General features: G+C 66.9%; 9 protein-coding genes. 7 read left to right on the forward strand and 2 right to left on the reverse strand.

From position 1 onward, the window contains the following. Positions 1-61: 61 nt before the first annotated feature. Both QP165_RS07615 and QP165_RS07620 read left to right on the forward strand, forming a co-directional pair. Positions 62-2,455: a TonB-dependent receptor gene (locus tag QP165_RS07615; RefSeq protein ID WP_333994900.1), complete on the forward strand. Its 2,394-nt coding sequence runs from the start codon at positions 62-64 to the stop codon at positions 2,453-2,455. Beyond that, positions 2,398-3,096 carry a TonB-dependent receptor domain-containing protein gene (locus QP165_RS07620; RefSeq protein WP_333996976.1) on the forward strand — a complete coding sequence of 233 codons (699 nt, stop codon included), beginning with the start codon at positions 2,398-2,400 and terminating at the stop codon, positions 3,094-3,096. The genes QP165_RS07615 and QP165_RS07620 overlap by 58 nt, the downstream gene beginning before the upstream one ends. 95 nt (positions 3,097-3,191) lie before the next feature. On the opposite strand, the gene QP165_RS07625 is transcribed toward QP165_RS07620, so the two are convergent. Beyond that, entirely contained in the window at positions 3,192-4,106 is a 915-nt protein-coding gene (locus QP165_RS07625) for a sugar kinase (RefSeq protein ID WP_333994902.1), read from the reverse strand. Positions 4,107-4,250: 144 nt separating this feature from the next. Between QP165_RS07625 and uxuA the strand changes: the two genes are divergently transcribed. From uxuA to QP165_RS07650, 5 genes are all read left to right on the forward strand, one after another. Continuing rightward, positions 4,251-5,417, forward strand: coding sequence for a mannonate dehydratase (uxuA, locus tag QP165_RS07630; RefSeq protein ID WP_333994904.1), 1,167 nt, complete (start codon positions 4,251-4,253; stop codon positions 5,415-5,417). Continuing rightward, positions 5,414-6,826: a glucuronate isomerase gene (gene uxaC, locus QP165_RS07635; RefSeq protein WP_333994905.1), complete on the forward strand. Its 1,413-nt coding sequence runs from the start codon at positions 5,414-5,416 to the stop codon at positions 6,824-6,826. The genes uxuA and uxaC overlap by 4 nt, the downstream gene beginning before the upstream one ends. Then, positions 6,823-8,214 carry a mannitol dehydrogenase family protein gene (locus QP165_RS07640; protein WP_333994906.1) on the forward strand — a complete coding sequence of 464 codons (1,392 nt, stop codon included), beginning with the start codon at positions 6,823-6,825 and terminating at the stop codon, positions 8,212-8,214. Before uxaC ends, QP165_RS07640 begins: the two co-directional genes overlap by 4 nt. A gap of 46 nt (positions 8,215-8,260) precedes the next feature. Next, the gene (locus QP165_RS07645; RefSeq protein WP_056016870.1) at positions 8,261-9,562 is read left to right on the forward strand and encodes an MFS transporter; all 1,302 of its coding nucleotides are present in this window, start codon (positions 8,261-8,263) and stop codon (positions 9,560-9,562) included. Positions 9,563-9,863: 301 nt separating this feature from the next. Beyond that, positions 9,864-10,961: an alkaline phosphatase gene (locus QP165_RS07650; RefSeq protein ID WP_333994908.1), complete on the forward strand. Its 1,098-nt coding sequence runs from the start codon at positions 9,864-9,866 to the stop codon at positions 10,959-10,961. Between the two features lie 66 nt (positions 10,962-11,027). On the opposite strand, the gene QP165_RS07655 is transcribed toward QP165_RS07650, so the two are convergent. Then, positions 11,028-13,919 (reverse strand): TonB-dependent receptor, encoded by a 2,892-nt coding sequence (locus tag QP165_RS07655; RefSeq protein WP_333994910.1) that lies wholly within the window; start codon positions 13,917-13,919, stop codon positions 11,028-11,030. Positions 13,920-14,126 lie beyond the last annotated feature (207 nt).

Below are 14,126 nucleotides of genomic sequence, written 5' to 3' on the forward strand. Positions count from 1 at the left end.
GACGCATAAACATCCCTGTCGGCAGGCCTTCTGTACGCGGGGATTTACGGGGAGAGGGAATGTGATCTGCAGAGGCATCAATATGCGCGGGCTGCTCGTCTCGACGAGCCTTGTCAGCCTGTTAGTGGCCGCACCGGCGATCGCCCAGCAGACCGCGGGCAGCCAGGTACCGCCGCCGGCGGACAGCCAGACCAGCGCACCCGACCCCGTTGATCCATCCCAGGCCGCGCCCGAATCGGAGAGTGCCGACATCGTCGTCACCGGCTTTCGCGCGGCGCTGAACAACGCGCTCAACCAGAAGCGCAACGAGACCGCCGCGATCGACAGCATCGTCGCGGAGGATATCGGCAAGTTTCCCGACTCCAACCTCGCCGAATCGATGCAGCGCATCCCCGGTGTCGCGCTTTCGCGCGGCGACGGCGGCGAAGGTCGCAACATCTCGGTTCGCGGGCTCGGCTCGCAGTTCACGCGCGTCCGCATCAACGGCATGGAGGGCGTGTCGCAGGTCAGCGGCAGCGACATTCGCGGCGGCGTCGCGACGGGGCGCTCGTTCGACTTCGTGACCTTTCCGACCGAGATCTTCTCGGCGCTCTCGGTCCGCAAGACGCTGTCGGCCGATGTCGAGGAGGGCTCGCTCGGCGCGACCGTCGATCTGCGCGCGCCCAAGCCGTTCGACCAGCGCAAGGACTTCGTCCTCACCGGCACCGGGCGCGGCATCTACAACGACATCAGCAAGGAAGCCGATCCGCGCCTCTCCGCGCTCGTCTCGAAGAAGTTCGGCGACACGTTCGGCATCCTCGGCAGCATCGCCTATTCGAAGCGGCATATCGACGAATATGCCTATTCGGCGGTCGATGTCGTCCCGACCACGGTCTATGGCCAGGCGCAGCCCGCGGGCACCGCGAATGCCGGCGTCATCTTCCCGTTCTGCACCCCGGTCGGCTATTCCTTCCGCGGCGGCGCGGCGACCAACCCGGTGTCCGGCTATACGCAGCCGAACGGCACGCCGATCGGCGCGGACGCGAACAATTGCAGCACGGGCAATCCGCGGACCAGCACCGCGGCGGCCTATGACTATATCATGAGCCGTACCGGGGTGAACGGTCGCCCCGGCGGCGGGGTATTCCTGCCGCGCCTTCCGCGCCCGGTGAAGAGCAGCCAGGAGCAGCAACGTCTCGCGGGCACGCTGACGCTCCAGTGGAAGCCGAGCGACGATACCGACATCTCGCTCGACGGCCTGTATTCGCGGTTCAAGGTCGACCGGCTCGACAATTATTTCGATGCGCGGTCGTTCGGTCGCGCGATCTCGAACAACGGTCAGCCGCTGACGTCGGTGCGCGAGATCGAGGTCGACGACAACGGATCGCTGATCCACGGGCTGTTCGACGGCGTCGACCTGCGATCGGAAATGCAGAAGGAGAAGTTCACCTCGACCTATCGCCAGGTCAATTTGAACCTCGATCACCGCTTCTCCGACACCGTCCGGATCTCTGGCCTGGCGGGCATCAACCAGTCGCGGCTCGACGTCGATCGCCTGCAGGTCGCGATCGATCCGAACGACACGCGCAATTTCTCGATCGATTTCCGCGACAATCCCAACATTCCCAAGATCGGCTACGGCATCGACACGACGAACGCGGCGCTGTTCCAGTTCGGCCCGCCGCTCGCGAACGGCGACCAGCGCGGCCAGTTGTCGAACCTGATCCGTCGCAACACGATCACCAGCAAGACGTTCGAGCTGAACGGCGAATGGGAAGCAGCCCCCGACTTCACGCTGCAGGTTGGCGGCCAGTACCGCACCAACAAATACACCGCGCGCGAACGGCAGCTCGCCACCAACACGCCGCTCGCGCTGCCCGCGGGCGTCACCGTTTCAAGCTTCACCACCGTGACGAGCGGCGTTGGCGGCAATCTGGACGGCCTGCTGCAGGATTTCGTGACGATCGATCCGGACAAGTTCCGCGACGCGGTCGGGCTCGATAATTACGTCTATTGCAGCATCGAGTGCGCCAAGGGCACCTATGGCGGCGTGTACGAGAAATACGGCTCGGGCTACGCGATGGTGAAGTTCAACACCGCGAACTCGCTGCCGTTTGCGCTGCGCGGCGATGCCGGCGTGCGCTACGTCCATACCAGCCTCGACACCTATGGCCCGATCACCTCGGCCGCGCCCGCCGGCTCGCTCTATCCGTCACGCTTCGTGATCTCCGAGATCAGCCGCAGCTATGAGGACTGGCTGCCATCGGCGAACCTCGCGCTCGACGTCACGCCCGAGCTGATCGCGCGCGCGTCGGTGGCACGCGTCATGTCGCGCCCCTCCTACGGGCAGCTGATCCCCGCGGGCTCGGCGAACCTGGTCATCCAGACCGCCTCGTTCAGCAATCCTTCCTCGAGCCGATCCGCGCCAACACGTTCGACGCGGCGCTCGAATGGTATTTCGCCAAGGGCTCGCTGATTTCGCTCGCGTATTTCTACAAGAATATCGAAAGCTATATCCAGACGACGAGCCAGTCGGTCGCGTTCCAGGACATCGGGCTGCCGCTCACATTGCTCAACGGCACGCAGCTGCGCCCGACCGACCTGTTCACCGTCCAGCGCAGCAACAACACGCAAGGCGGGCCGTTGCGCGGGTTCGAGGTGAACGTGCAGCTGCCCTTCACCTTCCTCCCGGGGGCGCTGCGCAACTTCGGCGCGCTCGCCAACTTCACGCGCGTCCGGTCGAACATCAACTACGTCATCTCGCCGACGCTCTCGCGCACCGCACCGCTGGTCGGGCTGTCGCCCGAAACCGCCAGCGGGACGCTCTATTACGAGGATGACAAGTTCAGCATCCGGTCGACGGTGAACTATCGCGCCGCGTTCCTGACCGCGGTTCCCAGCGGCTCGGTCGACGCGGACTCGACGTCGAACGCCAGCTCGATCTTCGTCGACGCCTCCGCCTCGTACAACCTCAACGAGCATATCAAGCTGATCGCCGAAGTCTCGAACATCACCAACGAGACCAACCGGCTGACGGTCGACACGACGCGCAACGACCCGCTCTACACCGCCTATTTCGGCCGCACCTATGCACTGGCGGTCAATTTCCAGTTCTGATCACTCGGTTTCCCCCGTCGACATCGGTCGTTCCCATAGCCGATGTCGACCTAACCTCAGGGTGCGCCGCACGTCATGCGCGGCGCACCCTTTTCTTATGCGAGCGTCGCATAGGGTGCATCGTGCGATGCGGCGGGAATGCCCCCGCGACGGCCGATGACATAGCCCGCAAGGACATGGCCGGCGGTCACGCTGTCCGCGATGCTGCCGCCGTTCAGTCGCGCGTGCAGATAGCCCGCGTTGAACGCATCGCCCGCCCCGGTAGTGTCGACCGGCACGATCTTCGCCGGCACCGGGCGGACCGCGCCGTCTGCAAAACACCCCTCGCCGCCCAGCTTCACGACGACCTCGCCGACACCGCGGTCGCGCCACCACGCGTCGATCGCCACGGCATCGTCGAGCCCCGTCAGCGCCTGCTCGTCCTCGCGCGTCGGCAGGCCGATGTCGGCGACCGCGACCGCGCGCGCATGGACCGCGCGCGCCACGGCATCGCTTTCCCACAGTGCGGCGCGGTAATTGCTGTCGAACGCCACGCGTCCGCCGCGTTCGCGGATGCGCGTGCACAGTGCGAACACCGCGTCACGGCCTTCGGGCGGCAGGATCGCGAGGCTGATCATCGAGAAATACAGAAGATCGGCCTCCCCGGCGGCCGCCAACACGTCGTCATTGTCGCGCAGCGCGAACATCCGTCGCGCGGCGCTGTCGCTGCGCCAATAGGTAAAGCTGCGCTCGCCCTGCGCGTCGGTGGTGATCGCGTACAAGGCGGGCCGCCGGTCAGGATCACGGCGGACCAGCGTCAGGTCCAGCCCCTCCTCCGTCCAGTCGCGGCGCAGCGACTCGCTGAACGGATCCGTGCCCAGCGCGGTGACGAACGCGACGCGCTGCCCCAGCCGTGCCAGATGCACCGCGCTATTCAGCGTGTCACCGCCATAGCCCAGCGCCCAGCCCGACACGCGCGCGTCCGCCCCGCCCGACAATTCCAGCATGCCTTCTCCGACGACGATGATCATGCGATCCCTCTTTTTGACAGACAAAATGGCCTTACCACTTCTTTGGTTATGGCCTATCAGATTATCCGGTGCTAAACAGACATGACCCGCAGTGGAAGAGCCATAAGGCCCGCGCGGTATCGAGAGGGGTGGCTGACGGTGATGATGACCGAGACGATGCGCTGGTTCGGCCCCTCCGATCCCGTACGACTGCACGACATCCGCCAGGCGGGCGCAACCGGCATCGTAACCGCGCTGCACGAGATCGCCAACGGCGATGTCTGGCCACAGGCGGCGATCGCGGCACGGCAGGCGGAGATCGCGGCGGCTGGGCTCGTCTGGTCGGTGGTCGAGAGCCTGCCGGTACACGAGGCGATCAAGACGCGCGGCGCAGACTGGGATGCGCTGATCGACAATTACCGGCAGAGCCTGTCGAACCTGGCGGCGTGCGGGATCCGCACGGTGACCTATAATTTCATGCCGGTCATCGACTGGACGCGGACCGATCTCGCCTGGGTCATGCCCGACGGCGCGCGCGCGCTGCGGTTCGAGCCGGAGGCCGCCGCGGTCTTCGACCTCCACATCCTGCGCCGCGCGGGGGCGGAGCGCGACTATTCCCCCGCGCTGGTCGACGCCGCCGAACGCCGGTTTGCGGGCATGGATGCCGACGCGCGCCGGCTGCTCGAGAAGACGATCATCGCGGGGCTTCCGGGCAGCGAGGAAACGTTTACCGCCGACCGGTTCCGCGAGGCGCTCGCACAGTATGACGCGATCGACGCCGAGACGCTGCGCGCCAACCATGTCGCGTTCCTCGAGGCGGTCTGCCCCCTCGCCGACTCGCTTGGCATCCGACTGGTGGTACACCCCGACGACCCGCCCTTCGCGCTGTTCGGCCTGCCCCGCGTGGTCAGCACCGAGGCGGATGTCGCAAGCCTGTTCGCGCGCGTACCCAACCCCTCCAACGGCCTGTGCTTCTGCGCCGGGTCGTTCGGTGCGCGCGCGGACAACGACCTGCCCGGCATGATCGAGCGGCTTGGCGACCGGATCGGCTTCCTCCACCTGCGCTCGGTCCAGCGCGAGCCCGATGGCGGCTTCCACGAAGCCGCGCATCTCGCGGGCGACGCCAACATGGTCGCGCTCGTCGCCGCGATCCACACGGTGCAGACGCGCGAGGGGCGATCGATCCCGATGCGCCCCGATCACGGCCACCAGATGCTGGACGACCTGTCGAAGCACACGCTGCCCGGCTATTCGCTGCTCGGACGGATGCGCGGGCTCGCCGAACTGCGCGGGCTCGAGCGCGGGATCGCGCATATGGCGACGTCGCGATGACCCGCCCGCTTCGTCTCTCGCCCGACCGGCTGTTCTCGAGCGATCCCGACCAGCGCGCGATCGCACGCGCGCTCTATGCGGAGATCGCGACGCTGCCGATCGTTTCGCCGCACGGCCATACCGATCCGCGCTGGTTCGCGACCGACGCGCGCTGGAGCGACGCGACCAGCCTGTTGCTGTCGCCCGACCATTATCTGTTCCGTATGCTCTACAGCCAGGGCGTCGCGCTCGATCGCCTCGGCGTGCCGTCGCGTGACGGCGCACCCGATACCGACCCGCGCGAGGCCTGGCGGACGCTCGCAAGCCACTATCACCTGTTCCGCGGCACGCCGTCGCAGGCGTGGCTCGATCACGTCTTCGCCGAGGTACTGGGGTTCGACGTCGCGCTCGATGCGTCGACGAGCGACCTGTATTTCGACGGCATCGCCGAGCGGCTCGCGACCGACGCGTTCCGCCCGCGTGCGCTGTTCGACCGGTTCGGCATCGAATTCCTCGCCACCACCGAGGGTGCGGACGATCCGCTCGAGGCGCATCGCGCGATCCGCAGCTCGGGCTGGGCGGGCCGCGTCGTGACGACCTACCGTCCCGACGGCGTCATCGACGTCGAGCACGAGGCGTTCCGCCCGACGATGGAGCGGTTCGCCGCGCTGACCGGCGAGGATGTCTGGACGTGGCGCGGCTATCTCGCCGCGCACCGCAAGCGCCGGGCGGATTTTCGCGCAGCCGGTGCGACCGCGACCGATCACGGCCACCCGACCGCGCGGACCGCCAATCTCGCCGCAAGCGAGGCGGCGGCGTTGTTTGCGCGCGTCATCGGCACCGATCCGACACCCGCCGATGCCGAGCTGTTCCGTGCGCAGATGCTCACCGAAATGGCGCGCATGTCGATCGAGGACGGGATGGTGATGCAGATCCATCCCGGCAGCGTGCGCAATCACAATGCCCGGCTGTTCGCGACGCACGGCCGCGACCGCGGCGCCGACATCCCCGGCCGCGCCGATTTCGTCAACGGCCTGCGCCCGATGCTCGACGAGGTCGGCAATGATCCGGGGCTGACGATCATCCTCTTCACGCTCGACGAATCCACCTATGCGCGCGAACTCGCGCCGCTCGCGGGGCATTATCCGTGCCTGCGGCTCGGCCCCGCCTGGTGGTTCCACGATCCGCCCGAGGGCATGCGCCGGTTCCGCGAGATGACGACCGAGACCGCGGGCTTCTACAACACCGTCGGGTTCAACGACGACACGCGCGCGTTCCTGTCGATCCCCGCGCGCCACGACGTCGCGCGCCGCGTCGACTGCGCGTTCCTCGCGCGGCTCGTCGCCGAGCACCGGCTCGCGGACTGGGAGGCGGCCGAGCTCGCGCAGGAGCTGACCGTCGGGCTGGCGCGCAGGGCGTATCGCCTGTGAGGCTGTCCGCCGCCACGATCGAACGGCTGCCGGCGAGCGTCGCGCGGTTCGACTATGATCGCCGGCGCCAGCGTATCGGCATCGTCCATCTCGGTATCGGCGCCTTTGCACGCGCGCACCAGGCGGTGTTCACCGACGCCGCGATGTCGGCGGGCGACCGGGACTGGGGAATCATCGGCGCGTCGCTGCGCTCCCCCGCGGTCCACGACGCGCTCGCCCCGCAGGACGGGCTGTTCACGCTCACCGAAACGGGCGCGGACGGCGCGGCGTCGCGCCTGATCGGGTCGGTCCGCGACGTGCTCGTCGCATCGGCGGCGACCGACGGTCTCCACCGCGCGCTCGTGTCGCCCGACGTGGCGATCGTGACGATGACGGTGACCGAAAAGGGCTATCACCGTCGCGCCGACGGATCGCTCGACCTCGCCGCGGTCGAGCGGTCGGGCGGCACGCTCTACCATCACCTCGCGCGCGCGTTCGCGGCGCGACGCGATGCCGGGATCGGCGGGCTGACGCTGCTGTGCTGCGATAACCTCGCCGACAATGGCGGGGCGCTGTCGGCGTCGCTCGGCGCATGGCTCGACCATGTCGATCCGGCGCTTGGCAGCTGGTTCGCCCGCGAATGCGCGTGCCCGTCGACGATGGTCGATCGCATCGTCCCCGCCGTCACCCCCGCCGATCTCGATACGGTCGAGGCGATGCTCGGCGTCCGCGACGAGGCCGCGATCCTGACCGAGCCCTTCGCGCAATGGGTCATCGAGGACCGGTTCGCCGGCCGCCGGCCGCGCTGGGATGCGGTCGGCGCACAGATCGTCGCGGACGTCGCGCCGTACGAGACCGCCAAGCTTCGCATGCTCAACGGCGCGCATTCCGCGCTCGCCTATCTGGGGCTGCGTGCCGGCCTGACCTATGTCCACGAGGCGATCGGCGACCGCGTGATCGGCGCAAGCGTCGAACGGCTGATGCGCGACGAAGCCGCGGCAAGCATCGACCCTGCGCCCGAACAGGATCTGACGGCCTATGCCGACGCGTTGCTCGCCCGCTTCGCCAATCCGGCGCTGCGTCACGCGCTGCGCCAGATCGCGGGCGACGGGTCGCAGAAGATTCCGCAGCGCTGGCTCGCCTCGCTCGACGCCAATCGCGCGCGCGGACGGTCGTGCCCGGAAACGCTGAAAGCGCTCGCCGCGTGGCTGCTGTACGTCCGCGGCGATGACGGCCACGTCGACGACCCGCGCGCTGCCGACCTTTCGGCCGCATGGGCTTCGGCAGGTCGCGACGGCATCGTCGATGCGGTGCTCGGCGAACGCGGCCTGCTCGCCGGTACCTGGTGCCCGCGCGATGACGACCGAGCGATTCTGTCCGAAACGCTGACGGCATTCGACACAAGATAACCGCGACAAACGATAACAGGCGGAAGAACCGCGAGGGAGAGCAAGCGTGAACGGTTCAACACAGGCGACGGATGCGGGCCCGCAAAAGGCCGGCGGCAACGTCCGCTGGGTCATCTGCGCGCTGCTGTTCTTCGCGACGACGATCAACTATATCGACCGGCAGGTCATCGGCATCCTCAAGCCCACGCTGCAGGGCGAGCTCGGCTGGTCCGAGGTCGATTATGGCATGATCGTCTTCTGGTTCCAGGCGGCCTATGCGATCGGGCTGCTCGCCTGCGGACCGATCATCGACAAGGTCGGGTCGAAGATGGGCTATGCCGCGGCGATCACGCTGTGGAGCCTCGCCGCTTTGTTCCATGCGCTGGTCCGCACCCCCGGCGGCTTCTCGATCGCGCGGTTCGCGCTCGGTCTCGGCGAGGCCGCGAACTTTCCCGCCGCGATCAAGTCGGTCGCCGAGTGGTTTCCCAAGAAGGAACGCGCGCTCGCGGCCGGGATCCTGAACGCGGGCGCCAATGTCGGCGCGATCGCGACGCCGATCGTCGTGCCGATCATCACGCTGGCCTATGGCTGGCGGGTTGCCTTCATCGTGACGGGGATGCTCGGGTTCGTCTGGCTGGCGGCGTGGCTTCTCTTCTACCGCGCGCCCGAACATCACCCCCGCGTCTCGGCGCAGGAGCTCGCCTATATCCGCGCCGATCAGGACAATGACGCGGGCACTGCGCCGATCCCGTGGCGCCGCCTGTTCCGCTATCGCGGCACCTGGGCGTTCGTCACCGCGAAGTTCCTGACCGACCCCGTCTGGTACCTGTTCCTGTTCTGGCTGCCCGACTTCTTCGCCAAGCGCCACGGTCTCGATCTCAAGACCTTCGGCCCGCCGCTGATCGCGGTGTACCTGCTCGCGGACGTCGGCAGCATCGGCGGCGGCTGGCTGTCGTCGGCGCTGATCAAGCGCGGGTACAGCGTCAATGCCGGGCGCAAGCTCGCGCTGCTCGCGTCCGCGGTGCTCGTGCTCCCGATCATGCTGGCGAGCACCGTGTCGAGCCTGTTCGCCGCGGTTGCGATCATCGGCGTCGCCGCAGCGGCGCATCAGGGCTGGTCGTCGAACCTGTACACGATGGTCTCCGACACCTTCCCCAAGAGCTCGGTCGCCTCCGTCATGGGAATTGGCGGCGCTGCGGGCGCGGTCGGCGGCATGATCATGGCGCGCTATGTCGGGCATGTGCTCGAGACGGTCGGCAGCTACGCGCCGGTCTTCATCTGGGCGGGCAGCGCGTATCTCGTCGCGCTCGCCATCGTCCATCTGCTGCTGCCAAAGCTCGACGTCGCGACGGTATCGCCGACGACCTGACACGCCGCTGTTGCCTCGGTCCGGTCGTCTCGGCGACCGGACGCAGGGGAGATGCGACAGCGCGATCGTCGCGCTGTCGCGAAGGTTACTTTTTCACGCCTACACGCCGGACGTCGCCAGTTCAGTTCAGAGTTTGTCGCCGTGACCGCGCCCCAGTTCCTATTCGCCGAGATCGTCGACGACGCCTGCGACCGCTCCCCCATTGCGCGCCCGAAACCGCGGCGCGGCCGTGCGACCCGACACATCCGCCAAACGACCCGGCGACGGGCTGGGCAACCGACCCCCTGCAAGGACCTCTGCTATGATACAGCTGTTTTACAAAGCCCTGCGCGGCACGGCGCTGGCGGGCGCGATGCTCGCGGTCTGCAGCACGCCCGCCGCGGCGCAGGAGGCGCGCAACGTCATCCTGTTCCTCGGCGACGCGGGCGGGCTGTCGACGCTTAGCGCCGCGGGGATCCTCGCGCACGACCGGCCGCAATCGCTGTTCATCCAGTCGATGCCCAACGTCGCACTGTCGGATACCTCCGCGCTCGATAAATGGGTGACCGATTCCGCCGCCGGGATGACCGCGATCATGACGGGGCACAAGACGAACAACGCGATGGTGTCGACCACGCCGTCCGGACCGGGCGGCCGCGCGATGCCGGTCAAGACGCTGCTCGAATATGCCGAGCAGCGCGGGCTGTCGACGGGCGTCGTCACCAACATGAACATCTGGGACGCGACCCCCGCCGCGACCTTTGCGCATGTCGCCGCGCGCGTGGACAAGCGCGAGATATTCCACCAGATGCTCAAGCCCCGCTTCGGCGACGGCGTCGACATCCTGATCGGCAAGGGCCACGCCGACGCCGTCGCCGCTTTCGCCGGTCCGGGAACGAGCGCGGAACAGGCGTTCAGGACCGCCGGCTACCGGTTCGGCGAGGATCCCGCGCTCGTCGGCCAGGCGCCGCGGACCGCGGTGCTCCGCGATGCCGATTTCGCGCCGCTTCCCGCGGTGGAGGCGACCGTCGCGCAGCTTTCGCGCAACCCGAAGGGCTATTTCCTGATGGTCGAATGGGACATGCATACCGACGACCCCAAGGCGGGGCTGCGGCATGTCGTCGAGATGGACGACATGATCCGCCGGATCAGCGCGGTTGCCGGCAAGGACACGCTGATCCTGTTCACCGCGGACCACAGTTTCGGCCTGCGCATGACCGGCGGCACGCGCGCGACGCCGCTCGCGTCGCAATATGATCCCGCTGCGAAGTCGGTGATCAGCGTCGAACCCGGCCATACCGGCGAGGAAGTCGTCGTCGCGGCGAGCGGCCCCGGCGCCGACAAGGTCCGCGGCTTCATGCCCAACACGCGTCTCTTCGACATCATGCTGTCGGCATTCGGCTGGAAGAAGGACAAGTAATTCGCGCGCCACGCTGGCGCGCCGTTCCACGACCGGGCGCGCCTCGCCCGGCCGTGGTTTTGACGATCAGAACTTCACGCGCACGCCGAAATTGTAGCGCGGACCCGTTTCCTGAAGCAGCAGGAACCGGTCTTCGACCGCCGACCATTCGTCGACGCGCTCGTTGAGGACGTTGACGCCCTGGACATAGACCTGGAAGTTCGCGGTCAGGTCATAGGCGACGTTGAAGTCGAGCTGGCCGTACGAGGAACGGTTGCGCGGGCGCCCCTGGCTCGACCGGCATTGGCGCAGGTAATCCGACCGCCAATTATACGACGTGCGCGCCGAGATGCCGTATTTCTCGTAGAAGATGCTGCCGTTGGCCGAATGCGGCGACAAGCCGTTATACCCGCAATCATAGTCGGCCAGCGTCTGGTCGCGTTCCACCTTGCTGTCGACATAGGTGTAGTTGCCGGTCACGCCGAAGCCCGAGGCGAAGCCCGGCAGCCAGTCGAACGCATATTGCGCGCCCACCTCGACGCCGCGGATATAGCCGCTCTGCCCGTTGCGCGTGCGCGTGTCCTGGAACACGCGGCCGAACCGGTTCACCGGCAGCGTCTGCAGTTCGAGGAAGTCGCTGAGGTCCTTGTAGAACCCGCCGACGCTGAAATAGCTGACCGGGGTCACGTACCATTCCACCGAGGCGTCGTAGTTGGTCGACCGGAACGGCAGCAGGTTCGGGTTGCCGCCGCTCGACTGCGGCACCGAGATGCGTCCGCCGAAGTCGTTGTTGACGCCGAGATCGGTCAGCGTCGGACGCGTGACGGTCTGCGAGAACGCCGCGCGGGCGAGCAATTTCTCGGTGAGGTTGAACCGGATGTTCGCCGAGGGCAGCGCGTTGACGTAGCTGTTGCGCACCGTCACCGGCGTGGCCGGGCCATAGGTATATTGCAGCGTATCGTCGCCCGGCGTGTTGGCGATGTTGGTGACGGGCGTATCGAAGCCCGACGACACGACGTCGGTCTTGACGACGCGCACGCCGACATTGCCTGCCCAGCGCTCGCCGCCGAACTGCATGCTGATATAGCCCGCGGCCAGCTTCTCCTGCACGTTGACCGTGCCGCGAAGCTGTTCGCGCACGCCGAACGGCCCGCCCGGCAGCGCGAGCACCTGTTGCGCGTACGCGGCCTGCTGCTCGGGGGTGCGGCCGTTGGTGGGGATCGACAGCGTGGCGGGGTCGTTCAGATAGGCAAGGAACGCCGACGGATCGAACTGGAACACCGATGGCGGGATATTGCGCCCCCCGCCGAGAAGATCGCGCCAGTCGTAGGATTCGAGAATGCCCGAGGCGATCGGGACCTGGTACCCGCAATAGGTGCAGTTCGAATCGCTGTTGTTGAACGACCGGTTGATCTTGCGCCGCTGCGTGTACGACCCGCCGATCAGCACGTTCTTCAGCACCGAGTCCTGCACGTCGTACTTGGTATCGAGGTGGAACTCCGAGCCGCGATCGCGCGACCGGTTGCTGTCGATCCCCATGTAATGCAGCCGCATCTGGTTGGGATCATTGATGATCGCGTTGTTGAACGACGCGGTCGGCAGCCCCTGCCCCGCGTTCAGATCGAACTGATAGCTGTATGGCAGCAGCGCGCCGATGACGAGATACTGGTTGGGCGAGACGCGCTTCGCACCCGTGACCGACGCGTCGACCCGGACTTCGACGTCCTCGGCGGGGTTCCACTTGATGTTGCCGCCGAACTGATAGCTTTCCGACTTGCGGTTGGTCAGGTTGTAGACATGGTCGATCTTGGCGTTGAGGCCGTTGTTGGTCAGCCGGTCGCGATTGTCCGCGAGGAACTGCGGGTTCTGCGCGATGAAGTCGCCGCCGATCATGCCAAGCCCGGTCGCGGTGTTGTTGGCGTCGAACGTCGGCTGGTAATAGGGCGCGGCGAGGAAGTTATCCATCTTGCGGACCACGCCCGACACGGTGAACTTCGAATAGACGCCGTCGATCGTGATCTCGAGATTGTCGCGCGGCTTGAACTGCACCGCGCCTGCAAGGTTGATCCGCTCGCGCGATTCCTGTGTGCGCTGGTAATAAAGGCTCTGCGGCACGTTGACGTTGCCCGCCGCCGGGTACCGCGAGTCGGCGCCCGTGATCAGCGTCGGCGCGCCGCCGATCACCGAGATTACGTCGGGACGTCCGTTGATCCAGCCGTCGATCCCGATCGAATCGTCCTGGTTCTTGCGCTTGGTATAGGATCCCGACAACACGACGCCAAAGGTCTTGTCGGTGTTGGTCCACGATGCGGTGGCCGATGCATCCGGCCCCGCCTTTTCCCGCAGCGTGTCGTAGATCGCGCCCGCCGACCCTGCGAAGTGAAAGCCGTCGCGTCCCGCCAGCGGGCGCGCGGTGATGATGTTGACCGTGGCCCCGATGCCGCCTTCCTGAAGCTCGGGCACGTTCGACTTGAACACGTCGGTACGCTGGATCATGTTCGACGACAGCACGTCGAACGAGAATTCGCGCCCCGCATTGTCGGTCGCCATGACGCGACCGTTGACCAGCACCGTGTTGAATTCGGGCCCCAGACCACGGACGGTGATGAACTGACCCTCGCCGCCCGACCGGTCGATCGCGACGCCGGTGATGCGCTGGAGCGATTCGGCGATGTTGGAATCGGGGAATTTGCCGACGTCCTCCGCGCTGATGCTGTCGACGATCTGCTGCGCGTCGCGCTTGACGCGCGCCGAATTGGCAAGGCTGCTGCGGATGCCCGTGACGACGATCTCCTCGCCGGCGGCGGCGGGATTGTCCTGGCCGGGTTCGGCGGCGGTCGGCGTCGGGTCCTGCGGGGTCGCGGCGGCGCTGTCCTGCACCGCGCCTGCGGTGGGGGCGGTTACGTCCTGCGCCAGCGCGGGGGTCGTCGCGATGATGCTGCCGAGCAGCAGACAGACGCGTACGGAATACAGCCTCATGGTTCTTCTCCCTGTATCGGACCCCGTTCGGTCCATTGATTTATGGTTGCTTCGGGTTCTTGAGCGCCCGATTGTCGATCATTGAAAGAAATGTGCAGTTACGCAGCGCGCATGCGTGGCTACGGCCAAGCGATGTCGCAATTCATGATAGCGATGGGAGCGCGCGAATCACGCGCAAGCCGCAAGCTATTAAGGAACTGGCCTTGG

This window comes from Sphingomonas sp. 22R3R2A-7 (assembly GCF_036856055.1).
In the GTDB taxonomy this organism is placed as follows: domain Bacteria; phylum Pseudomonadota; class Alphaproteobacteria; order Sphingomonadales; family Sphingomonadaceae; genus Sphingomonas.

Bases quoted from the DNA above. Each gene is read 5' to 3' on its own strand.
- QP165_RS07650 (WP_333994908.1), top strand. From the start codon at position 9,864: ATGATACAGCTGTTTTACAAAGCCCTGCGCGGCACGGCGCTGGCGGGC.
- uxaC (WP_333994905.1), top strand. From the start codon at position 5,414: ATGACCCGCCCGCTTCGTCTCTCGCCCGACCGGCTGTTCTCGAGCGAT.
- QP165_RS07625 (WP_333994902.1), bottom strand. From the start codon at position 4,106: ATGATCATCGTCGTCGGAGAAGGCATGCTGGAATTGTCGGGCGGGGCG.
- uxuA (WP_333994904.1), top strand. From the start codon at position 4,251: ATGACCGAGACGATGCGCTGGTTCGGCCCCTCCGATCCCGTACGACTG.
- QP165_RS07655 (WP_333994910.1), bottom strand. From the start codon at position 13,919: ATGAGGCTGTATTCCGTACGCGTCTGTCTGCTGCTCGGCAGCATCATC.